16 protein-coding genes and 2 tRNA genes are annotated in these 24,323 nt (G+C 32.5%); 1 reads left to right on the plus strand and 17 read right to left on the minus strand.

The features are described 5' to 3' along the window. Positions 1 to 32: 32 nt before the first annotated feature. From ychF to secA, 17 genes are all read right to left on the minus strand, one after another. Positions 33 to 1,136 (minus strand): redox-regulated ATPase YchF, encoded by a 1,104-nt coding sequence (gene ychF, locus V3255_RS01355; RefSeq protein WP_337898831.1) that lies wholly within the window; start codon positions 1,134 to 1,136, stop codon positions 33 to 35. Positions 1,137 to 1,151: 15 nt separating this feature from the next. Beyond that, positions 1,152 to 1,415 (minus strand): 30S ribosomal protein S18, encoded by a 264-nt coding sequence (gene rpsR, locus V3255_RS01360; RefSeq protein ID WP_044284513.1) that lies wholly within the window; start codon positions 1,413 to 1,415, stop codon positions 1,152 to 1,154. 20 nt (positions 1,416 to 1,435) lie between these two features. Further along, complete coding sequence (locus V3255_RS01365) at positions 1,436 to 1,984, minus strand: single-stranded DNA-binding protein (RefSeq protein ID WP_337898832.1); 549 nt, start codon at positions 1,982 to 1,984, stop codon at positions 1,436 to 1,438. Between the two features lie 52 nt (positions 1,985 to 2,036). Beyond that, positions 2,037 to 2,615, minus strand: coding sequence for a 30S ribosomal protein S6 (gene rpsF / locus V3255_RS01370; RefSeq protein WP_337898833.1), 579 nt, complete (start codon positions 2,613 to 2,615; stop codon positions 2,037 to 2,039). A 154-nt stretch (positions 2,616 to 2,769) separates the two neighbouring features. Continuing rightward, positions 2,770 to 2,846 (minus strand) — tRNA-Arg (locus V3255_RS01375). 9 nt (positions 2,847 to 2,855) lie between these two features. Continuing rightward, positions 2,856 to 2,930, minus strand: a tRNA-Cys gene (locus V3255_RS01380). Positions 2,931 to 3,035: 105 nt separating this feature from the next. Then, positions 3,036 to 3,857 carry a Rho termination factor N-terminal domain-containing protein gene (locus V3255_RS01385; protein WP_341516286.1) on the minus strand — a complete coding sequence of 274 codons (822 nt, stop codon included), beginning with the start codon at positions 3,855 to 3,857 and terminating at the stop codon, positions 3,036 to 3,038. 74 nt (positions 3,858 to 3,931) lie between these two features. After that, positions 3,932 to 4,561, minus strand: a complete 630-nt coding sequence (locus V3255_RS01390; protein ID WP_337898834.1) for a hypothetical protein — start codon at positions 4,559 to 4,561, stop codon at positions 3,932 to 3,934. A gap of 105 nt (positions 4,562 to 4,666) precedes the next feature. Beyond that, positions 4,667 to 6,829 carry a putative immunoglobulin-blocking virulence protein gene (locus V3255_RS01395; RefSeq protein ID WP_337898835.1) on the minus strand — a complete coding sequence of 721 codons (2,163 nt, stop codon included), beginning with the start codon at positions 6,827 to 6,829 and terminating at the stop codon, positions 4,667 to 4,669. Positions 6,830 to 7,657: 828 nt separating this feature from the next. Then, positions 7,658 to 8,866 carry an elongation factor Tu gene (gene tuf, locus V3255_RS01400; protein WP_010321121.1) on the minus strand — a complete coding sequence of 403 codons (1,209 nt, stop codon included), beginning with the start codon at positions 8,864 to 8,866 and terminating at the stop codon, positions 7,658 to 7,660. Between the two features lie 248 nt (positions 8,867 to 9,114). Next, positions 9,115 to 11,742 carry an endopeptidase La gene (gene lon, locus V3255_RS01405; protein ID WP_337895856.1) on the minus strand — a complete coding sequence of 876 codons (2,628 nt, stop codon included), beginning with the start codon at positions 11,740 to 11,742 and terminating at the stop codon, positions 9,115 to 9,117. Between the two features lie 151 nt (positions 11,743 to 11,893). Then, positions 11,894 to 12,592, minus strand: coding sequence for an MPN527 family putative ECF transporter permease subunit (locus V3255_RS01410; protein WP_337898836.1), 699 nt, complete (start codon positions 12,590 to 12,592; stop codon positions 11,894 to 11,896). A 2-nt stretch (positions 12,593 to 12,594) separates the two neighbouring features. Continuing rightward, complete coding sequence (upp, locus tag V3255_RS01415) at positions 12,595 to 13,209, minus strand: uracil phosphoribosyltransferase (protein ID WP_303571568.1); 615 nt, start codon at positions 13,207 to 13,209, stop codon at positions 12,595 to 12,597. Positions 13,210 to 13,299: 90 nt separating this feature from the next. After that, the gene (gene deoC / locus V3255_RS01420) at positions 13,300 to 13,965 is read right to left on the minus strand and encodes a deoxyribose-phosphate aldolase (protein WP_303466031.1); all 666 of its coding nucleotides are present in this window, start codon (positions 13,963 to 13,965) and stop codon (positions 13,300 to 13,302) included. 40 nt (positions 13,966 to 14,005) lie between these two features. Continuing rightward, positions 14,006 to 15,289, minus strand: a complete 1,284-nt coding sequence (locus V3255_RS01425) for a thymidine phosphorylase (RefSeq protein ID WP_044285915.1) — start codon at positions 15,287 to 15,289, stop codon at positions 14,006 to 14,008. 3 nt (positions 15,290 to 15,292) lie between these two features. Continuing rightward, positions 15,293 to 15,991: a purine-nucleoside phosphorylase gene (gene deoD, locus V3255_RS01430; RefSeq protein WP_044285916.1), complete on the minus strand. Its 699-nt coding sequence runs from the start codon at positions 15,989 to 15,991 to the stop codon at positions 15,293 to 15,295. A gap of 657 nt (positions 15,992 to 16,648) precedes the next feature. After that, positions 16,649 to 19,618, minus strand: coding sequence for a preprotein translocase subunit SecA (gene secA, locus V3255_RS01435; protein ID WP_337898837.1), 2,970 nt, complete (start codon positions 19,616 to 19,618; stop codon positions 16,649 to 16,651). A gap of 396 nt (positions 19,619 to 20,014) precedes the next feature. On the opposite strand from secA, the gene V3255_RS01440 reads away from it, so the two are divergent. Further along, entirely contained in the window at positions 20,015 to 24,214 is a 4,200-nt protein-coding gene (locus tag V3255_RS01440) for a P110/LppT family adhesin N-terminal domain (RefSeq protein WP_337902950.1), read from the plus strand. The last annotated feature ends 109 nt before the right edge of the window (positions 24,215 to 24,323 follow it).

The raw sequence follows: 24,323 nt of genomic DNA on the forward strand, positions 1-24,323 counted from the left end.
TAATTTTTTGGTTTTTTAAAAGTTTATTTGAACTAATTACTTATGCGGAAATGGCATATTTCTGCGTCTTTTATCAAGTATTCTTTTCCCTCAAGCCGAATTTTACCTTTTTCTTTAAGTGCTTTTTCGCTTTTGAACTCAATAAAATCCTCATATGAAATTATTTCAACTCTTATGAATTTTTTGACAAAATCAGAGTGAATAATTCCACTACAATCAACTGCACTTGTATTTTTCCTAAATATTCATGAGCGAACTTCTTTTTTTCCAACAGTAAAAAAAGTTCCTAGCCCAAGAAGTTTAAAACTATTAAGAACAAGAAAATCAAGAGATGACTTCTCAAGTCCAAATTCTTGTAAAAAAAGTTGTTTTTCTTCCTGATCAAGTTGGGAAATTTCGTGTTCTAAGGCAACGCAAATCGGGATTAAAATTGCATTTTCCTTTTCAAGATATGTTTTAAGCTCAGAAAAATATCGATTTTTTAAGGGATCGCTAACAGATTTTTGGTCAATGTTAGCAACATATAAAATTGGCTTTATACTTAAAAGTTGCCAATTTTTGATTATTTGACGCTCTTCATTATCTAAAGATAAGTCACGTAATGACTTATCTTTTTGCAAATGGCCTTTTGCTTTTTTAGCAAGTTCAAATTCAATTTTTGCTTGTTTGTCGTTTGTATTGTTGATTTTTTTACTAAGTCGGGCAATAATTGACTCAATCGAACTTAAATCGGCAAGAATTAGCTCTAAATTTATTGTTTGGATGTCAAAAATAGGATTTACTTGATTATTAACATGAATTATTTTTGAATCATCAAAACAGCGCACAACATGAACTAGACAGTCAACATTTCGAATATTTTCAAGAAATTTATTACCTAATCCTTCGCCCAGTGAAGCCCCTTTTATTAAACCAGCAATGTCGACAAAAGAGTAAGTTGAAAATACAATTTTATTTGGCTTAACAATATCAGCTAAATTAATTAGTCTTGGATCACGGATTTCAACAGTTGCAATGTTTGAGTCTATTGTTGCAAAGGGATAATTAGCAATTTCAACATTCATTTTTGTCAGTGCTGAAAAAAGCGACGATTTTCCGACATTAGGAAGTCCAATAAGACCTGCTTTTAGATTCATATTATATTTTTATAATTAAACTCGAGTTTTATCGTAGCTTCCACGGATTCTGTCACCAACAAACGGAAGTAAAGCGACAAAACGCGCTCTTTTAATTGCTAGTGATAATTTACGTTGGTGTTTTGCGCAATTCCCTGTAATTCGTGAAGGTTGAATTTTTCCAAAAGAGTTAATATAACGTTGAAGCACTTCAGTTGACTTATAGTCAATGTAAAAAAGTTTAGCTTCACAAAATTGGCACACTTTTTTCTTGAATTTTTTAGCGTATTTTTTGTTCATTTTTGCATTCCTTTTTAATTTTATTTGTTAGGATCAAGATCATCAATATCTCAGTCAGCGAATGGATCATTATCTTCACCAGTAATTTCAACATTAGTTTCATCAAAGTTTATTGATGGTTCTGACTGAAAAATATTATCTTCTTGAAATGATCTTTTATCATTTTGGGGAAGTTGAAAATCATCAAATAAAGGTTCAAAAGTTGGTTCACCAACTTTTTGAACTAATTTTTGACGGCGCATTTCTAATTGTTCTTTAGTTTCTAATAAACGAAAGTAATCAACATTTACTTCATAATTAGTAAGATAATTTGTTGTATTTGACACAACACGATTAGCTTGTAAAGAACCTTCGATTGCTACTAAACTTCCTACGGTAATTAGTTTGTCGAGCAATGTTGCATTTTGTCGTCAAGCAACTACGGGAATAAAATCAGTAATTGTAGGCGAATTTTGACTATATTTTCGTCTATCAATTGCTAAATTAAATCGAATAAAATTAACATTTGACTTTGTTGTCATAAATACAGGTTTAGAAGAAACGCGTCCAATTAAAATAATTCGATTCATAATTTTTTATAGTTTTTACCTATTTTTATTTATTGACTAAAATAGGCAAAAACTATTGGGATTCCTGTGTTTTTTTAGCATTATCAACATCAGTTTCTGGCTGGTTTGTTTTTCCGCGTTGAGATGAGCTAGCCTTATCTGATGACTGTTGGGCAAAACCTTGTTTTGCTCCGCCTTGAGCATTAGGTCTAAAATTTCGACGTTGAAAAGGTTTATCAGTTTTTTCTGTCTGATTAGGTGAGTTTTGGTCTTGACGAGTTCGTGGCGCCGATTTGAAATTAGGTCTATCTGAATGATCACGTCTTACATTTGTTCTTTTATGGCGATCGGAATTTTTTGGTTTTTGGTTAAAACCTTTTTCAGAATCAAGATTAATTATCAAGTATCGTCAAATCGATTTGGTAATATTCGCACGGCGAACAAATTCTTCAATTAAATTAGCTGGTGAGTCAAGATTAATTAAAAAATATTGTGCAGTTTTTGATTTTTTAATAGGGTAAGCAAGACTTGAATTTTCAAGCTTAACAAGTTTGTATGACGAATTTTGACTAAAAATAGCAGAAAGCAAATTTTCTAATATTGTTGCTTCTGCTTTTGGGTCTAAAATTGTCATAATTTCGTATTTTGGCATATTAATTCTCCTTATGGGCTTGTGGGTTATAAAAATAACCAAGGATGTTTTATTTAATTTAAAACTAGTTTGAAATTATACCATAAAAAACTAAAAAAATAAAAAATTAACTAAAATAATTTAGTTAATTTTCTTGGTCTAATTATATTATATATGGCGCGCCCGGAAGGAGTCGAACCCTCAACCTCTTGGGCCGTAACCAAACACTCTGTCCAATTGAGCTACGGGCGCATTACATTTTGGAGGCACCAACCGGACTCGAACCGGTACATCAAGGTGTTGCAGACCTATGCCTTACCATTTGGCTATGGTGCCATTGCCTAAAAACCATTAAATATAATTATAACATATTTTAGTTTTAAACAAAGAAATTTTTGATTTTTTTGTTTTCTGAAAAATTCTTAGGCTTAAAATATCAAACTATTTTTCAGAGTCTTGTTGTGCAAGAATTTGAGTTAAAAGCTTAATTAATTCTTGTTTTTTTAACTGTTCAAAACCAGAAATTTCTAATTTTTGGGCAATTTCGTGTAATTGTGTTAAATTTAATTTTTCAAGTGCAATTTTTATTCTTTCTTCTTTTGTTTTAGGTTTGTTTTTAGCTTCTTGAGTTTGTGTGTTTTCAGGGTTATTTGCTTGCTGTGCATTCATTGGATTTTGGTGACCTAAGTCAAAAATATTCATAAATTCAGAATATGCCTTAGGATCTTTTTTCATTTCATCAATACGTTTTTCAATAATGAATAATGTTCGAGATAGTTTGAATATTGACTTAATTTTAAGCACTTTTGTATAGAAAAATGGAATTAAAACAAAAATTAGGCCAATAAGAATTATTTGAATAGTTAATATTGCGACAAAATTTTGATTATTAAGGCTTAAATTTCCAATCATTACTATTGTTGAATTTATAATTGAAAGAGCAGCAGTAGAAAATGAAACGAACGTGAAAAAGAAGGAACGATCGCCAAGAGGTGCAAAATCTTTCGCTTTATATGATGTAAAAACAGAATATACATAAAAAAATAAGCTTGTAACAGTAAATAAAATTGATAAAATCGAAAAAGCGCGACCAATATTTTTAATATCTAAGTCTAAAAAAAGTTGAACACTTAAAAAAACACCTAGCAAAAGGAGTAACACCGGATAAGAAAAAATTCAAATTCGGTATTGCTTTTTTTCATTTTTTCACAACTCAGCAACTGATGGAACTTTATTTTTTCCAAATGGATTTTCTCAAACCATACACCCTCCAATATAAATTACTATAATATAATTATAAAATAATTTAGAATAATATTATAAAAAAGATGACATATTTAACTAAGTTTGGAATATTGATCTATATCCTTGTTTTGATAATTGTACCAAATTCGGTCGATTTTTGAAATTTTATCAATTTTTTTTGCAGTATCACTAATTTCTTTTGAGGTTAAAAGCGCGGTATAAAAAGAGCAATAGTCATTGGCGAATTTTTTAGTTCCCTGAAATTTATTAAGACCAACTATCATTGTGTAATTTTCGTTTTTTCAAAGTAAGCCACGAAAAAAATATAAATTTTTAGTGTATAAAACTTCTTCGATAATTCAAGTTTCACAATAATTTCCTTCAAGAAATGATAAATAATAGTCTCAAACTAACAATTTAGCTTTGATTTGATTAAATAAGCTTCGATTTGTATGAATATTTCATTTTTGAAAACTAGTGAATTTTTCTGTTAATTTCCCGTTGTTAATAAGAGTTATTATCTTTTTTGTTGGTCAATTTTTTAAAAATGGTATTTTTTTAAGCGCAATTCCGTGTGGAAAATCAAGTAAATTTGGCTTAATTGCAAAAACTTTTTCAATTTGGTTACACCAAATTGCTATTGTTCGATATTGTTCAACAACCTTTTGGTATCTTAGTAGATTTTCTTGAATTTTATCAACTCAATGACTAATTGGATCCATTTTACCCTTTTATTAAAATTTTTAATTATGCTTTTTTCAATAAAATTAAGTAAAAAAGAAATTTTGGTCATAAAAAGTAAAAAATAATTATTTTTTACTTTTAGTTTAGTCTATTGTTGTAATTGTTTTTGTTTCAACAGGTAGTCCTAAACCTGACAGCTGACTTTGAAGTGATGCGTTTTTGACATAAATTTTATTAAAAGTGGCACTTTTCTTTGCAACATCAACAAATTTGGATAATTGACTAAAGGCATCGCCAGAAAATGAACTACCAGTTATATAAAGTGGAATATTTGAAAGGGTTTTTCCATTTTCATCTTTTATATAAATTCCCGGTTGTTGGATAGGTCCATTAACAAGTCTTGAAGTAAATTGGGAATTTTCAAAGTCGCTTGTGTCGACTTTATACACATAATTTGACCCTGTTGAGCCAGAATCGCTTATTTTTGAGCCACCAAAATATAAATATTGGAAAAGTAAATTAACATGGCCAGGATTTTTTTGTGATTCAGCTTCAACTTCTCAACTTTGGAGTTTTTCGTTAAAAAGTTTCTCTGTTTTAGCAAAGTCAATCCCTTTTAGCGTCTTAATTTTTTTAGATGAAGAAAAATCAAGATGTAGCGGATATCCTCCTCGACCACCAAAAGTTCCTTGGAAAACACGTTGATTAATTTTTGAACTAAAAGCAATTTCAAGTCCCTCGTTAACTTTGTTAGTATCATCCCCCTCGTCTCAACGGAGAGTATCAAAAATAATTGATCCAGCAACTTTTTCTCCAGGTTGGAGATGCATGTCACCTTTGTTTATATAATCAAAAGAAATAAAGTCGACATTTTTTAGGGCATTAGGATTGATTGCCCAATTGCTTTCGTTGGTTCGTGAATTACTATAGAGTTCTAGTTCGCTTAGTTTGCTGAATTTTTCAAGTCCACGAAGACCATTAATTGCTTGGTGGTCATCTAAAAAGAGCGAAACTTTTTGCATTTGCGGTGGCAATAGGTCTAAAATCCCTTTTATGTTCTGGGTTTTATGTTTTGCTCCGACATTTTTAAGAACAATTGCCTTGATTGAATTGTCTTTATTAGCCGCATTTTTCATAATGTCGGCAAAAGCTTTAAAAGCAACATCATCATCGGCATTTAGAACTAAAGTTTTAAATTCTGAAAGGCTACCGGCGGTATTTCCAGGCGCTCGAGTATATTTTATCAGTGAAATGCTACCGTTAGAAAATCCCTTACCATTGGTGAGATCACTAATTTCTGAACTTACATCAGTGTCATTTCATCCTTCATATTTTAGCGAACCAATCTTAGTTCCATCATATCTTGTTCATTTTGAATCAACGGCATTTAATCTTTTTTTATTATTTGCCTTAATTCCATTTACGACAATATTGACTTTTGGTTCTCATCCATCGGTTGAAGGATCAGGGGTATAACCATCTTTTATCAATTGTAATTCTTGTTCTGTAAAAGGTTGGTCAAGTTGTCTTCGTTGCTCTATTACTTTTAAGTAATTTTGTTCACGCTCAAGATAATTATTTGCAACTCAACGAGTGTATTTATACCCCTCAAGATAGGATTCTAGACTAACTTTTGGCTTGCCATCTTCTCCAGTTGGTGCGTATTTTTCTCAATGTTCTTTAATAATTGAAATAACACGGTCTGCTTCAGCAGCTTCGGCTTGATATTTATCTCTTTCACGCCTAACTTCAGCGATTTTTCGGTCTTGTTGTTTTCTTCACAAACCAAGGGCACGTTGATAAGCTGCATCACCAAAATTAACAGTACGCGAATTATTTCTAGTTTGAACTTGTGGTTGACTTACTGGTCTTGAAGTTGAAATTGTTGGACGTGAAGATATTGTCCTAGTTGGACTTTGGCGCGTAGGTGTTGTTCGAATAGGGATAGTTGATTCAACAGCTTGAATTCTTCTTATCGGTTTGGGGGTTACTTTTTCAGGTAAAGGCTCTATTTTTTCTATTTTTGGTGTTACTATTTGTGGTTTAACTGGATTTTCAATTTTCTCTTTAGGCGCTTCAATTTTTGGCGCAACAAAAACAGTATTAGCTACTGGCGAATTAAATCCAGTATCATTTGGCTGATTTTTTAAAATTATTGAAGGCGCTTGAGTTGAATAACTAACTTCATTGGACAAAAAATCAAAATTAACTAATGCTTGATTAACTGAGTACAAACTTAAAGATAACAATGTTGTTGCCATTGCTAGAATTACAACTTTTCTACGACGGGAAAAATATAGTTTCATATTTGCCTCCAAATTTTATTATTTATTATAAATGTTTAAATTTAATAATACTTATAATAAATTTTACCAACTAAGTCTAACTTTAGCAGTAAATTTATGTTTTTAAGAGCAAAAAATCATATTAGCCACCTCTGAAATCGTTTTTAAATTTAGAAATTATACACTAAAAAAAACTAAAGTCCAAATTATTTTCTCGAATTTCCCAGAAAAATAACTATCGAAGCAAAAACACTACATTTTAAATCTAACCATCGCGAAAGCAAAATCTACTTATTAATCAAATAAAGTAAACTAAAAAAGCTAAAATTTTAACTTAAAAAGCAAAATCATTAAAAAATACAACTACTATTTAAACTCAATGCAAATAGAAAACTCGTTTTTACTTACATTGAGCCCAAAAAAATATGTGAAGTTTTGAAAGAGCCATAATTAAAAGCCATAAATTTATAGATTTTTAAACGGTTAAATTTATGGCATTCCATAATATTTAAAAATATAATGGAAAATTCGTGCTATCAGAGCGCATTAGACTAAAAACATAACTGATTCCTCCTTAATTCAATATCAAATTTATTAATTATTCTTAAGTGATGCTAATTATAACATAACTTTATTTTTGACCAAGCATTTTTTTTTTTTTTTACAGAAGGTTAATTTCAAAACTATAAAAATTAAGATTTTAGCCTCAAAAAACACGGATTTACCGATATTTTTGTCATCAAACTGTCAAACTCAGGACTCTCAATGCCGACTAATTTTGACTGCAAAATAAAAAAAAAAAAAAACTTTAGGGTACGACCCTAAAGTTTGTGTTAGATAAAAGATTTTTTATTTAATAATTTCAGTTACTGTTCCGGCACCAACAGTTCTTCCACCTTCGCGAATTGAGAATTTTGTTCCTTGCTCAACAGCGATAGGGGCAATAAGTTCAACAGTAAGGTCAACATTATCCCCAGGAATTACCATTTCACGGCCAGCTTCAAATTCAATTCCACCGGTAACATCAGTTGTACGGAAATAAAATTGAGGTTTGTAATTTTTGAAAAATGGAGTATGTCTTCCACCTTCTTCTTTTTTGAGTGCGTAAATTGCTGCTTTAAATTTAGTGTGGGGAATAATTGTTTTTGGTTTGGCAATAACCTGTCCACGTTCAATATCTTTACGGTCAACACCACGAAGAAGAACTCCAGCATTATCTCCAGCCATTGCAGATTGAAGGTTTTTGTTAAACATTTCAATTCCGGTTACAACTGTTTTTTTAGGTTCAGGACGGTAACCGACAATTTCAACCTCTTCATTTAGTTTAACTTGTCCTCTTTCAACTTTACCAGTAGCAACAGTTCCACGACCTGTAATGGTAAAGACGTCTTCAACTGCCATTAGGAATGGTTTATCCATTTCACGAACTGGGGAGTCAATGTAAGAGTCAACTGCATCCATTAGTTCAAGAACTTTAGCTTCTCATTCAGGTTTTCCTTCAAGAGCACCACGAGCTGAACCACGGATTATTGGAGTGTTGTCTCCGTCAAAATCATATGAAGAAAGAAGTTCACGAATTTCAACCTCAACAAGGTCAACCATTTCTTCTTCACCTTCAAGTAAGTCGATTTTGTTTAGGAAAACAACCATTTTTGGCACACCAACTTGTTTTGAAAGAAGAATGTGCTCACGAGTTTGGGGCATTGGACCATCTGTTGCGGCAACAACAAGAATGGCACCATCCATTTGTGCTGCTCCTGTGATCATATTTTTAATATAATCGGCGTGACCAGGGCAATCAACATGGGCATAGTGACGCTTATCTGTGCTATATTCGATGTGGGCTGTATTGATTGTAATTCCACGCGCTTTTTCTTCAGGGGCTGCGTCAATAGAAGCATAATCCTTTGCTTCAGCTAGACCTTTTTTTGATAATACAGTTGAAATTGCCGCTGTTAGAGTGGTTTTTCCGTGGTCAACATGACCAATTGTCCCAATATTGATATGCTCTTTTGAACGGTCAAAATCTTTTTTTGCACCAGTTTTAACAACTGCCATATTTTTCCTTTCTTTTACTTGCTTTAAAACAAACTAAAAACCACCACTGAATAGCCTTGCAACTATTTCCTATCCTATTTAGTTGTTTTAAGTGCTAGAAATTTTCAAAAATTCTCAATTTAATTTTCAAGGTTAATTATACCAAAAAATCGAAAATTATTTTGAGAATTTTTTATGTTTTTCATTTTATACCTTTTTGACAAATAATAACCTGAAAGACAAAGAATAATTATATCACAAAAGTTAAATTATTTGAAAATAAAGTCATAAATTTGTTGGTAAGTCTCAACCGGAATAAATTTGATTGAATTTTTAACCTCATCAGGTAGATCAACAAGATTTTTCTCATTTGACTGTGGGATAAAAATTGTTTTAATTCCGCTTTTATAGGCCCCAAGTGATTTTTCCTTTAGGCCGCCAATTCCAAGCACTTTTCCCCGCAGTGTAATTTCGCCTGTCATTGCAATGTCATGCGAAACTGGTTTTTGGCTGAGGGCTGAAATTATTGCGGTTGTAAAAGTTATTCCTGCAGACGGCCCGTCTTTTGGAACAGCACCTTCTGGGACATGAATGTGAATTAGTGTGTTTTCAAAATCAAAGTCAATTCCAAAATCTTTAGCTTTGGACTGAACATATGACAGAGCGATCCTTGCTGATTCTTGCATTACATCCTTGAGCGAACCAGTTAGTTTAATATCGCCTCGCCCCGGAATTGTGCTAACTTCAATTTGCAAAGTTGAACCACCCAGAGGCGAGTATCCTAGTCCATTTACAGTTCCAATTTGCGGACTGGCATCAACAGGATCGGGGTCAAATTTTTCAATTCCTAGAAGTTCACGGGCAAATTTGACATCAATTTTAAAGTTCTCAGCAAGCGTGTTTTCAAGCAGTCTGACGATAATTTTTCTTGCAATTTTGTCAAAAACCCGTTTTAGCCCACGGACACCTGCCTCGCGAGTGTAGTAGCGAATGAGGTAGTCGATTGTCTCATCATCAATTGGGAAATATTTTGGGTCTAAAGAATTTTCTTTTAGAACTGCCGGAATTAGATGTGATTTTGCAATTTGCAGTTTTTCCAAAAATGTGTAAGATGAGAGCTCAATTATTTCAACCCGGTCAAGTAAAGGCTCAGGAATGTCATGAATTTCATTAGCTGTGGCGACAAAGAGAATTTGCGAGAGGTCATATTCAAGTTCTAAATAGTGATCTTGGAAAAAACGGTTTTGTTCTGGATCTAAAACCTCAAGCATCGCAGCGGCCGGATCACCTTTGAAATCTGAACCCATTTTGTCAATTTCATCAAGTAAAATTAACGGATTTGAAACGCCTGCTTTTTTTAGAGCCTGAATAATTTTTCCAGGAAGAGCACCTACATATGTCCGACGGTGACCTCTTATTTCAGCCTCGTCCCGGACACCTCCAAGGGAGATTTTCACAAATTCTTTACCAATTGACTCAGCAATTGCCATTGCAATTGAAGTTTTTCCGGTTCCTGGAGGCCCGACAAGTGTTAAAATTGGAATTGAGTTAGTTCTTCCTTTTTGAACTTTAGAGCTAACAAATAAATTTGAATCACAGTAGTCACCATCAATTTTCTCAAGAGTTGGCTCTTGATTTGACTGTGAACGCCGGTGAATTAGGGCAGCAAGATATTCAATTATTCGTTTTTTAATTTCGTCAAGTCCATAATGTGCTTCTTCAAGTTTTTGGCGAACATTTTGAATATCTAAAATGTCTTTTCTTACACGTCTTCAAGGCAAGGCAACTAGTAAATCAAGGTAATTTTTGGTGATATTAGACTCAGGTGAGGTTGCCATCATTGATTTTAAACGGTTAGCTTCACGTTTTATTGTTTTTGCAACTTCTTTAGGGAAAATTAATTTTCCTATTTCTGAGTGTAAAAGCTCTTCAATTTCATCTTCATAGCGGGAATCTTCGCCTAATTTTTTACGGATTGCCTTAATTTTTTCTTTGAGGATAAATTCTGTTTGCTGTTTGTCAAGGTTAGATTTGAGAATAACATTAATTTCATCCTCGAGGCGAATTTGTTCATTAAAGGTATGAACATGTTCGTATAGTTTTTTAATTTTTGAGGCATAAGAATTTAGTGAAAATAAATGGTATTTTTGTTGATAATTAAGGCTAACTGATGAAGATAAAGTGTTTGTTACACCTTTGATGAATTCATTTTTTTCAACTTCGGTGTTACTATTTTGAAATTTGTCAACAACCAAAAGGAGCTCACCTGGCATCTTAAAGTTTTTTGTTTTTCGCCCAAATTCAAGTAAATCATTAATTAAACTTACGTGAATTTCACGATTTTTTATGATTTCACGAGTTGATTTAATAGTTATTTGGTCAGCTTTTGTACTATTTGGGTCAGTTATTAAATCAACAACTTGAACTTTTTCAAGAACAGTAAAATCTAAAATTACGGTTTGTCAATCGCTTTTATCAGGTCTAGTTTTTGCGCGGTAACTTTGAACTCTAATTAGAGAAGCATATTTAGAAAGTTCATCAATGTCAACAATTTTTGGCGAAAAGTCATTTTCGATTTTGGGATCTACAGTTAGCTTTTCATTTTCTGAAGTTTTAGACTTAGCAGCATTAGCAGCCCCTGACTTGTTTTGTTCAGTAGCTTTTTTGTCAAGTTGTTCATCAATAATTTCTTCTTCAAATAAATCTACTTCTTCATTTTCTTTACGGTAAACAATTAACAACTCTTTGTTTGTTAAAGTTGTCCGTGAAGTTGAATGGTAAATTTCCCTGAGAATCTTAATTGATTCAGGGTCGCTAAAACTAATAGTTTGCTGAGCGGTGTTTGGAAAATAAATATCCTCTGATGCAACTAAAAATCGGTATGAATGAACTGGCATAGTAAAAACTCCTCAAATGTCCTTTGATTGTTTATTTCAATTTTTTCTAGATAATTATATCACAAAAACTAAAAAAATTTTAACAACTCAAAAAAATTAGCAAAATTACAAATAAATTTTTTATTTTAAAGAAGTTGGGGTTATAAATTGCTTAGTTTAGCCTCTTATTTTTGTGAAAATGTTCAATAATCATGTAAATAGGAGAAGCTAAAACTGATTGAAAAGCAAAATTTGCAAGATTAAAAGGAATAAAAACACTAAAAATAAAAGACCAATACGAAAAATTTTCGGTTTTTAAAAGCTCTTTTTGAATATTATCCCACCCCTTATAAACTAAGTCAAGAGATACTGAACTTATTGCTTTAAAAAGTTTTAAATAAACTGGAAGAATCAAAACTCCGTTTAAAAAAGTCATCATCAAACTGGTTGTAAGTGTTGAGACAATTAGTGATAAAATAATGAACCTTTTTATTTTAGCGAAATTTTTAAAAATTTTGATAAAAAGATAACGAAAACCAAAAAATGAAAAAATGTATATAACTGAAGCTAAAAATAGTACAAAATGGCCAAAATAGATAATGTCAATTCCGCCAAAATGGTTAAAAATAAGTCAAGGACCGATTGCAAATCTAACCAAAAGGCATAAAAAACCCAACCAAAAACTACCCAGCAAGAATATTGGCACTAAAAAAAGGGTGGATAAGTCAAATTTTAGTCCAAGAGTTTGAAAAAACGGTCATGAAAAATAATTGTGTGAAAAAATAAAAAAAAGTAGCGAAAGACTAAATAAAATTCCAGTAATTGCTATTTTGAAATTATAGTTAGAATTTCACGAAATTGAAGTTTTCAACTCTAATCCCCAAAGAAACGATCACCGGCATCACCAATTCCAGGAATAATGTAACCTTTTTCATTAAGTTTTTCATCTTTCTGGCCAAAAAAGATACTTACTTGCGGGTATTTTTTGGCAATTTTATCAAGACCTTCTTGAACAGTTAAAATTGTAGCAATAATTATTTTGGCAAACCCTTTTTCAATAAGGTAATCAATCGTGCTAATTATCGAATTCCCTGTTGCTAAAATAGGGTCTAAAATAATTGCAACTGAATTTGGACTAGCTTTAGGCAAATTTAGATAGTAAGTTGTATTTGAAAGATCTAAATTCCGCTTCATTCCCACGGGCGCAACTTTCGCATCAGGAACTAGATTCAAAAAAGGATCTAACATTGCAAATCCAGCACGTAAAATTGGCACAAAAACAACAGAGTCACTAATTTTTGTTCCTGAAAAAGGCTCTTTAAGAACAGATGTGCCATTAAAATCTGTTGAATTAAGTTTGGCTAAAACAGGGAAGGCAAGTAAATAGGAAATTTTCTCAATTGCAGCCCGGAAATCAACTAAAGAAACATTTTGCCTTATTTTAGCAATTTCGCTAGCAATTATAGGATGACTAACATTTACTTGCATAATTTTTTCCTTTAAATTTAAAATTAAAATTAAAATTAACTTTGAAATTTGAAATTTTTAAATTATAACATAATTTAAAAAATTCAAAGACTAATATTCAGATTTTTTATCGTCCAAGTTTTCAACAATACTTACAGATTTAGAAGTCCCAAAACGAGTAGCGCCTAATTTATAATATGTTTTAATATCTTCAATTGACGAAATTCCGCCCGCTGCTTTTATTTGTAGGTTTTTGGATTTATTAGCACTCATTATTTCAATGTCTTGAATAGTTGCACCACGGTAAGAAAATCCTGTTGAGGTTTTAATAAAATCTGCATTTGATTTGCTTACAATTTTAGTAGCCTCGGCAATTTCATTTGCTGATAAAAGTGCGGTTTCGACTATAACTTTCAGAATTTTTGTCCCAATTTCTTTTTTTATTAGGTTAATTTCATTGATAACAAAGTCAAATTCTTTTTCCTTAAATTTACCAATGTTCATTACCATATCAATTTCATCAGCCCCGTGCATTATTGCAAGACTGGCTTCTTTTTGCTTTACAGCGCTAACTTGATTTCCAAGTGGGAAGCCAATTACAGTGACAATTTTAATATCTGTGTCTTTTAGTTCTTGTTTTGCTAATTTAACTCAAGTAGGTGCGATGCAAATAGCGCCAAAATTGTATTTTTTTGCCTCAGCAATTAGATTTTTGATATCTTGAGAAGTTGTCTGGGCTTTTAAAATTGTGTGATCGATTAATTTATTGAAATTCATAAATCTCCTTTTAAAATAAAAAATATGTTTTTAAATTAGGCTAATTTAAAAACATATTTTCAACTTCTGGTTCAGGTTTGATTGAAAAAGTTTTTGCAATTAAATCCTGAATTTTGCTCAAGTCAATCGGATTAGAAGAATAAAGGCTAAAAATTAACTGATCGTCTTGAACATATGTTCCAGATTCAACTTCTAGACAAATTCCGGCTTCATAGTCGATTTTTTGGTTTAATTTAGTACGACCTCCGCCTAAAAATGCAACAATTTTTCCAAAATTTATTGCATTTTCCCATTTTATATATCCGCTTTGTGGGGCAAAAATTTGTTCCTTATATGCTGGAATTCAAAAGTTTGAAGACTGAATTGTTGCCGGATTTCCGCCTTGGGCTACTACCATTTTTAAGAAAATTTCATTTGGAAGTTCAGACTCAATAATTTTAGTAACTTTTTCACGGGCTTTTTCAATTTTTAGCTTTTCAATTTCAGAAAGTGTTTGGGCCACTAATTCTTTTGCAAAATCAGCGAGTTGGGACTGTTGACCTTGAAGAATCGCTAGTGATTCAATAATTTCATTTTTATTCCCGATCATTCGTCCAAGCGGGGCATCCATATTGGTAATTTTAACAATAGTTTTTTTCCCAAATCTTTTTCCGAGCATTTTGATTTTACTTGCTAATTTTTTTGCCTGTCCAAGATCAGTCATAAAAGCGCCACTACCACATTTTACGTCAATTAAAATAACATCTGTGTCAGTAGCAATTTTTTTTGACATTATTGAACTTGCAATTAACGGAATTGACGAAACTGTTCCACTAACATCACGAAGCGCATAAATTTTTTTATCAGCAGGAACAATTGCATTTGACTGTGCGGTAATTGCAATTCCGATTTTTTGAACTTGATCTAAAAAACTAGCTTCTGTTAGTTGAGTTTGAAATCCTGGAATTGACTCAAGTTTGTCGATTGTACCACCAGTAAATCCAAGACCTCTTCCAGACATTTTGGCCACTTTGTAGCCAAGAGCAGCAAAAATTGGTCCTATTATTAGTGATATTTTATCACCAACACCGCCTGTTGAGTGCTTGTCAATTTTAACTCCGTTAATTTTTCTGAGATTTATTGTCTTACCGGATGCAATAATTTCGCGAGTAAAGAAATAAAGCTCATCATCATCAAGGCCGTTAATTAAAATTGCCATCAAAAATGAAGAAAACTGGTAGTCGGCAATTAGGCCAGACAGAAATCCATTAATCATGAAATGAATTTCTTCTTCGCTTAAATGTTCTTTTTTGACTTTTTTTTCAATAATTTCAAATAAATTCATATTTTAAAGTGCTCCAAGGGCAATTTCAATCATTTCTTCAAATTTTTCTTGTCTTGCTAAAGGATCAAGTGAAGTTTTGGTAATTAAACTATCAGAAATTGTAAGAATTGAAGCTGCCTTTTTTTGCAAGTGATTAGCTATTGTAAAAAGAGCAAAAGATTCCATTTCTACTGCTTGTGCTCTTGAAAGTTCGATTGTTTTTGATAAATCGCGGGTAGAGTAAAAAACATCAGTTGAGTGAATATTTGTATAAACCGGACTCAAACCTAATTTTTCAGCACTATGGAATAAATTTGCTACAAGTTCCAAATCAGGGTAACTTAAATGAGATTGACCCTGACCTAAAAGTGCCGGAAATGAACAAGAATCTGATCAAGCTGATTTTGCAATAACAAGGTCAAAAATTTCAAGATCCTTATCATAAGAACCAGCTGATCCAATCCGAATTATTTTCTCAACATCATAAAATTTAAACAGTTCATAGGCATAAATACCAATAGAACCAGAACCCATCCCTGAGGCAGCGATAGTTACTTCTTTGTCTTTATATTTGCCGGTAAAAATTAAGTTATTACGGACTTTTGAAACAAGTTTGGCGTCGGTTAAAAAATTTTTAGCAATAAATTCTGCTCGAAGCGGATCTCCGGGCATTAATACAACTGGCGCAATTTCATGTTTCTTAGCTTCAATATGTGGTGTCATGATTCTCCTCTTAGGCATATTATAATATAAAAAAGTATTTTGGACACTAAATTTTTGCAAATGTTAAAAAGATTTCTAAACGGCATAACATTTTGCGCAAATTCGAAACTTAATCCAAAAAAGACTAAAGCAAGAACCAAAAACTAATGAAAAACTATAATAAATAATCCCGTACAACAATAAATTAACCAAATTGAAAATAATTAAAAATGAAAAAGCTAAAGAAACTGCAATTAAAAAGGGTTTTCCTTTATTTCGTGAAAAATTGCACAAATCTTTCTGGAATCTTTTGTCATTAAATAAACTATTTTTTCAATAAATTGGATTAATTTTTGGCAAAAACAGCAAAAAAAGCAACAAAAAAAACAAAAAACTAGCAAGACCACTAAGGCCTACAAAAATCGCAAAGGTGAAGTTTTGAAAGAACCAAAAGTAGAAAAAATTTTCTACTACAGAAAGGACAAAACCTAAAAGTGACAAAAAGTAGCTAATTTTCGCCAATAAAAGCAAAACATTAGTATTTTTTAGCATCCTTTGACTTATCCTCTCTGCCAATTTTAGCATCTTTTAGTGAAAAACAAAGAAAAAAGTAAAAACAAGCAAGTTTTCTTATTTCCTTTGCATTCTAAAGTTTTTCTTTAATTTTAGGGGGGTACTTTAGTCGCTTGAATTTTGCGAATTAGAAGTCTGATCTGGCTCGGGTTTTTCTGTATTTTCCAGATTTTCTGACTCTTGTTGGGCGCTCTGCTCAGCTTTGGCCATTTCTTTTTGCCTGTCAAGTTCTAACATTTTCATGATCGCATCAGGATCGTCTTTTACATCAAAAAAGAAGTTTGAAGGTAAAAAGTCGTCTTGATTATTTTGTTTGGTTTGGTTTTGCTGATCTGCCTCAAAAAAGCTCTCAGCATTTTGGCCTTGCTCAGTTGCTTGCATTTCAGAGTCAATTTTGAGTTCTTTTTGGCCCAGAAGTTCAAGTTGTTCTTGATTCATTCTTAGCAAAATATTACGTTTTTCGTCAAGGGGCATATCTTCTTTGAGATTAACAAGTTTATTGTTGGCAATTTGTCAGAGTTCAAATCCGCCGCTAGCATCGAGTCTTTGAATGTTGTTATTTTTGAGTTGTTCGTAAATAAATTCAGGCTGGCTTTCTTTTTCAATTTGTTTTGCATAAGCAATTCGGTCTTCGTTAGTTGCAATTAGTTGAGCAACGATGTGATCAGGGGTGTCAGACGGATAAGAAATTGCACTACCATCAGAAAGAATTGCCTGGACATATTCAATTTTTTCGGCATTAGAGTTATTAAAAAGGCCAACAATTGCCTGAAAAGCGGACTCGGAAATTAAAATGTTAAATTTGGAAGTAGCCTGTTCTGTAAAAATTTGGTAAGGATTTTTTTGGGAATACTGGACTAAATTTGCCGAAGAGCGAAGTTTGTCAATTGTGTCAATATGATTTTGTCATTGATTGTCAAGGACAGATAAAATTATGTGCCGCTCGGAGTCAAAATAGTTTTGGCCAATATTTTCTTTTAAGGTCGGCTGGAGAGTTTCGAAATAAATTTTATTTAGTTCCTGGACTAAAAAGTTGCTGAGTTCTTCAAAAGGGTATTTTTCCAGTCCGCTCTGGCCAAAGTCATAGCGAGTTATTCTTGAAAGGTTGTCATTTAAAAAATCAACTAAATTTTTATAGTGAATTTCTTGGTTTGGCAGCAAAATAAAGTCATAACCTAAAATAACTTCAACAGTTCTAATGATCATTTTTTTAATATAGTGATCAAAATTGTCAATTTGAAGCAAAATGTCACGTTGAGTATAAATTAAATCACGTTGCTGGCGAATAACATCATCATAACTCAACACGGTTTTTCGCATATCAAAGTTAAAGCCTTCAATTTTTTTCTGGGCTGCTAGTAAAACTGAGTGAATATATTTTCCTTTGATGGCTCCAGCAGTTAGTCCGTAGGTGTCAAAAATTTGTTCAAAATTGGAAAAACGGCGCAACAACTGGTCTTGAAGGGAAATAAAAAATCTTGAGACACCAATATCACCTTGGCGACCTGCCCGACCACGAAGTTGGTTGTCAATTCTTCTTGATTCAGCCTTATCTGTCCCTAAAATATAAAGTCCGCCAAGGTCAATAACTCCAGGTTCAAGAATAATATCTGTTCCCCGGCCAGCCATATTTGTTGCGATTGTTATTGCATTTTTACGGCCTGCTTTTGCGATAATTTCAGCCTCAAGTTGGTTTTGTTTTGCATTTAAAACTGTATGAAACAGCCCTTTTTGGTTGAGCATTTCTGAGAGAGTCTCAGAGTCAACAACTTGGGAGGTACCAATTAAAATTGGCTGACCAGTTTTATGAACTCGTTGGACTTCGGCAATAATTGCCTTATTTTTTTGCTCAATTGTGGCAAAAATTTCATCTTTTTCATCGCGGCGGGCCAGTGGTTTGTTTGTGGGAATGACATTGACACGCATATTGTAAACATCGATAAATTCTTGCTCTTCGGTCTTAGCAGTCCCGGTCATTCCTGAGAGTTTTTTAAAAAGACGAAAAAAGTTTTGGTAAGTAATTGTTGCCAATGTTTTTGTTTCAGGTTCAATTTCGATTCCTTCTTTTGCCTGAAGGGCTTGCTGGAGACCTTCAGAATAAGATCTTCCGGCCATAATTCGCCCGGTAAATTGGTCAACAAGCTCGATTTTACCGTCTTGGACAATATACTCAACGTCTTTTTTCATTACTTTATTTGCACGCAAGGCATTTTGAATTCGGTGAACAAGTTCAGAGTTTTCAATTTCATAAAGGTTGCGCAAACCAAAAAAGGCATTAGCTTTGTCAATACCTTTGTCATTTAATTTAATACCTTTTGTTTCTTGGTCAATATAAAAATCTTCATTTACAAGTGTATTTACAAATTGGTTGGCAGATAAATATTGAGCTGGAAGGTTGGATTTTCCACCGCTAATAATCAAAGGGGTTTTAGCCTCGTCAATTAAAATTGAATCAATTTCATCAATAAGGCAAAAATTTAGTCCTCTTTGAACTTTTTCAGCAGCACTATAGACCATGTTATCACGCAAATAGTCAAATCCTAATTCTGAATGAATTGAGTAGGTAATGTCAGCAGCGTACATCATTCTTTTAGTTTCAGGATCCATTTGGGCTTTATTAATTCCAACAGAAAGACCTAAAAAATTATAGACCTTACCATTATCTTCAGCGTCCCGCTCAGATAGATATTCATTGACAGTTGAGACAATAACTCCTTGACCTGAGAGTGCATTAAGATAAACTGGCGCAATTGAGGCAATTGTCTTACCTTCTCCAGTTTTCATCTCAGCAACCGAACCCATGTCAAGAATTAGCCCACCAAGAATTTGGACATCATATGGTGTTTTTCCAAGGATTCTTTTTGTTGCCTCACGGGCTACGGCAAAAGCATCAACCCGAATATCTTTGAGTTTTTCACCATTTGCAAGCCGCTTTTTGAGAACATTTGTCTGATTAGCAAGATCCTGATCGGTCATTGAGCCATAATAACCGCGCTTTTGGTTTATCTGCTTTAAAAGACGGTATGCAAGCCGTAGTTCTGAAGAAGTCTTAAAAAAATTGATAACCTTTTTCATTAGATTAGTTTCCTTCCTTAATTTATTAACTCATTCTTTTTAACCGCTAAAAATTATACCACATTTTTTAATATAATATATAATTTATTTTTATTTTATTTATTAGGGCGGTTTTTGGCTTGGTTAGACTTGACACTAGTCTTACTACAGACGCAGAAAATGCCTTAATTTTAGCATATTTTTGAATAAAAAGGAAAAAATAATTTTCTTTTTGGTATAATTTTACTATTTATGAAAATTATAATTTAAAAAAATAGGAGAAATTCATTTATTAGTCAAAAAAATAATTTATAATATATTTGGAAATTCAAACAACCTGCAAAAAAAAAAAAAAAGGATAATTAAGTATTTCAAAAATAAAAAAAATTAATTTTTTTTGGTATAATTTTTTACATTATGAAAAAAGAAATTCGCAACAAAGTATTAATAGTTTTAGCGGGACTTAGTTTCATCGGAATTACAGCCGGAGTTGGTATTGGTCTGCAACGATCAGCTCTTAGCTCGTCTTACCTATCACAATTTGATAATGACAAGTCCGAAACGAAATTAAACCCGCCAATAAACGATGCTGATTTGGTTGCCGCCATCAGCAATTTTAGTCTAAAACCCGAATGAAGCAAAATTTCAGCTTCACAGGCATTTAAATTACACAACGATAAATTATATGCCTTTAAATTAAGTCAAGCAGTTGATTTTTCAAAAGTTGATAATAAATTTTCTAATTTATTTTTCGATATTCAAGTAACTGAAGAAACAAAGGTTGAGTCAAATTCAATTAAGAACTTAACCGTTTTTGTTTTTGATAAAAAAACAAAAAAAGAAGTAGCAAGTCGTGCTTTTACTGCAAATCTTTCTGGATTTAGTGCAATTGCCAAAGAAGATTTTCTTGAAAATTTCATTGCTGAGTCTTCAAAATATAATCTTGACAAGTCACAACTAACTAAAAAGTTTGCTTCAGATTCAATTTTTCCTTCAGCTTTTGCCCTTAAATTTCAAGATCAATTACTAACAAATCTTCGTAAGATTTCTCCTGAAATTTTTGATGCTGTAACTACAACTCCAGTTGCTGCTGGAGTAGCAACTCAGTTTCAAGATGGCGGAGGCGGAGGAACAGGATCAGGTGGAGCAACTGGAGGAACAAATGGTGACACTGCTTCAAATGGAGCAGGTGCTGGAACCCAAGGTGATTCAAATCAACTAGGCACAGACGCTTCTTCTCCTGAAACCCCTAAAGTTGAAACAGCCCCTGAGACCCCAAAAACCCCTGAAGTTCCTTTAGTTTCTAAATTAAAACCAACAAATCCTAATCTTGAACTTGCACTTAAACAAACTTTAGAATCATTTGGTGGACTTGAATTAATTGCCGCTTCTGGATTACAGAGTTTAATTCCAAATGAGTATACTTTATTACCAGTTACTTCTGAAAAATCACTAGTTAAAATTGATATTGACGATGCAAAAGGTACTGCAAAAATTTGACTAAAATTATTGGATAAATCTAACAAAGAAAAATTAATTGGACTAGAAATTACCGGTCTTAGTTCAGTTGACTCAATTAAAGATAAAATATTTGCAAAAATAAATAAAAATCAAAATAAATATATTAGTCTAAAACCACAAGTTGCGGAATATTTTAGAAAAAATCCTAATCAAAGTATTGCTAAATTAATTTCTCAATATAACACAAAAAGTTCAGCCGCAGATTCAAAAGTGGCTAAAGTTTTTGAAGAGTATCAAAAAGACAATGATAAAATCAAGAAAGCACTTATGGGTGATGTGTCAGGTACAGGAGAAACTAAGCCTGTTGAACAAATGCCAGCACAACCTGGGACTTCTGGAGAAGAAACTCAAACCGAATTTGTAAAAAAATTAAATGAACTTGCTTCAAAAGGAGAACAGAGTTCAAAAGATGCAATTAAACAATATTTAAAAGATGAATATAATATTGATGTCAAAACAGATTCAACTTCTTCATCTCAAGAAACTGGCACCGCTGTTCAGGCAAGTGTTGCTGCGCTTTCATCTACCGGTGAAGCTGAACAACAACAAGAATCTCAAGTTCAACAGCCACAACAACCTACTGTAGAAACTGCTGAACAAATAGCTAAAAAAGATAAAGACTTTTACGCTCCTTATTTTGAAATTTATAATTATCAATTGCCAACTACTCAGTCTGAAGGTATATCTGCTTTAGTTACCCCAGATCAATTAGATTTTTGATTTGAAACTAAAGATAACCTTAAAGTTGATGATTATAATTTTGATTTTTCTTTAGATCAAAAACAAGATGAATCAAGCACAGATAAAACTTTAAAACTTAATGTTAATTTTGAAGCTGATTCTAATTTCAAATTAGAAGTTAGACCTGAAAATGTTCCATTTTTAGATGTTTCAAAAGATATTGTTAAAGAATCTGAAGTTCAAAGTACTGAAGTTCAAAGTAATGAGTCTAAACCGGTAGATGTTGCTATTCAAGTAACTCCTAAGACTCCAGAAAAAGATCATTCTTCATTTAGATTTGCTGGTTGAACATTTCCAATTACAATTAACACAGAAGGTTCAAAAGTTCAAAATGAACTTGAAAAATTAGTTGGTAATAATCACCAAGGAACACTAAATAATTCACTTCCTTATCTATTGTTCCAAAGTGATCTTGATTCAATTTTCAAAACTGCAAAGCTTGACTCATGATTTAGTCTTTCAGACAGTGATAAAAATAATGCCAAAGCTTATTTAAAATCAACACTAAATCCAATTACTGACAAAATGAGTTTGCAAAAACCTAAAGTTGAAGCTGCCCCAGCTCCGGAACCAGCTAACCCACCAGCAGCTCCTGATTCAGGCTCAACTGCAGCTCCAGCAGCTCCTGCTAATCCAGGTATGTCTACAACTCCAGGTGCTCCAGCAGATTCAGGTGCATCAGCTTCAACTTCTAACTCAACTTCAGGTGATTCTTCTAGCTCAAGCTCAAACTCAGCTTCATCTTCAAGCTCAAGTTCAAGCACAACCGCCGCAGCAACTTCTTCATCTTCAGTAGCAACTACAGCAACACCTTTCCAAGATCCAGCAACCCCTGCTCCAGAAAAAGAACAAACTTTTGCTTTTGGTGATTATTTAATTAATTATCTTGATAAGTTTGCAGGATTTAAATTAGAATCAGGGCAAAAATTAGCAATATCAAGTCAATATGATGAGAAAAAACGTTCATATAATTTTGTTTTTGAAGTTCGTGACAGCGATAATGACACGATAGCTTCATCAACATTCGGACTTGTTGGTGTTAATAAAAATAATACTGCTCTTAAAACATCACTTGCTTATGGCCCAGATGTCTTTATTGACGGAAGTTCTGGTCTTGATTTTCATGCCCATGAAGGTCAGTCAAAATCAATTTTAACTAATATTAGTTCAACAAAAACATCCTTCCAATATAAAGTAAATAATTTTACTGCCAATCCTGAACTTGATAAGTTGCTTAAAGAAAATGGATTTTACAACCAAAGAGCCCAAGATGGCAAAGGTATAACAATTAAGCAACCGCTTGTTTATGAGTATGATAACCAAGGTTCCGATTATGAATTTGACGGTAACACCAAAAAATTCATTAAAACACGTGGTCGCCAGGTTGAAAAATCAACTCTGCAAGAAGGTGTAATGTATTTTGTTTTCAAACCTGAAGATACTATTGCAAAAACAGATAAACTAGTAGATCAGTCATATAAATTATTATCAACTGCCCCAGAAGCACAAAATGGTTCTTTTGGAGCAAGTTATCTTGAACTATTTAGAACTATCGATGGAAATGGCAACAGAATTTCACCAACCATAAATCTTGGTTGAAGAATTGAAAAAGCTCGTTCATTAGCAATTGATAAAAATCAAATAGCAACAACAGAACATAATTACCAAACAAAATCATTAGTTGTTTTACGTGATGCTGATCCAGCAAGTACACAAGATCCATCTAAACTTTATGATTATAAAAAACAAGGTGATGATATTATTGATACTTTTGAAATCACCGAGTCTAAGAAATTGTTTGGAACTGGTACAGTTGGTTCAGGAACTACCCAACAACCAACCGTTAAAGTTGAAGATGTAAATGAAATCTTTAAAAAATTCATACCTCAGAGTGGTACTACCGCTGATTCTTCTACCGACGGTCAAGGTCAAATTTATCAAGATGGTATTTGATTTAATCACACAAGACCAAGCGATAATGTTTCACTTGAGTCATTCCTAAATAAAACTTGAATTTTAGAAGTTCGTATTGATAAATCATCCGTTACATTTAGTCTAATTGCCCAAAGAGAATCAAATCAAGAGCCATATGTTTGAACAAGTCAACTACAGTCAATTTATAAAGATGCTAAACAGAATATTAATCCTGATACCCCAATTGGTGTAATGTTTGGTCGTGGAATTGATTATTCCCAAATTGGTGATCGAATAATTAGTGGGCTTGATTCTTCAGGCAAAGATCGTGAAGGAATAACATTTAAAGCTCTTGCGGTCTTTAAAGGTGAAAAAATGGCCAAAGATGACAAAGCTCGTCTTGAGATCCGTAAAGCCTTTATTGATCAATATTTTAAATAATCAATAATTAATTAACACATTGTTAATAATAAATATTAATATATTTAAATTAAGTCTTTAGTTATTAGTATAACTAACTAATTTAAATTAAAAAAAGTATACTAAAAAA

The organism is Mesomycoplasma ovipneumoniae, from assembly GCF_038095975.1.
Lineage (GTDB): Bacteria > Bacillota_I > Bacilli_A > Mycoplasmatales > Metamycoplasmataceae > Mesomycoplasma > Mesomycoplasma ovipneumoniae_C.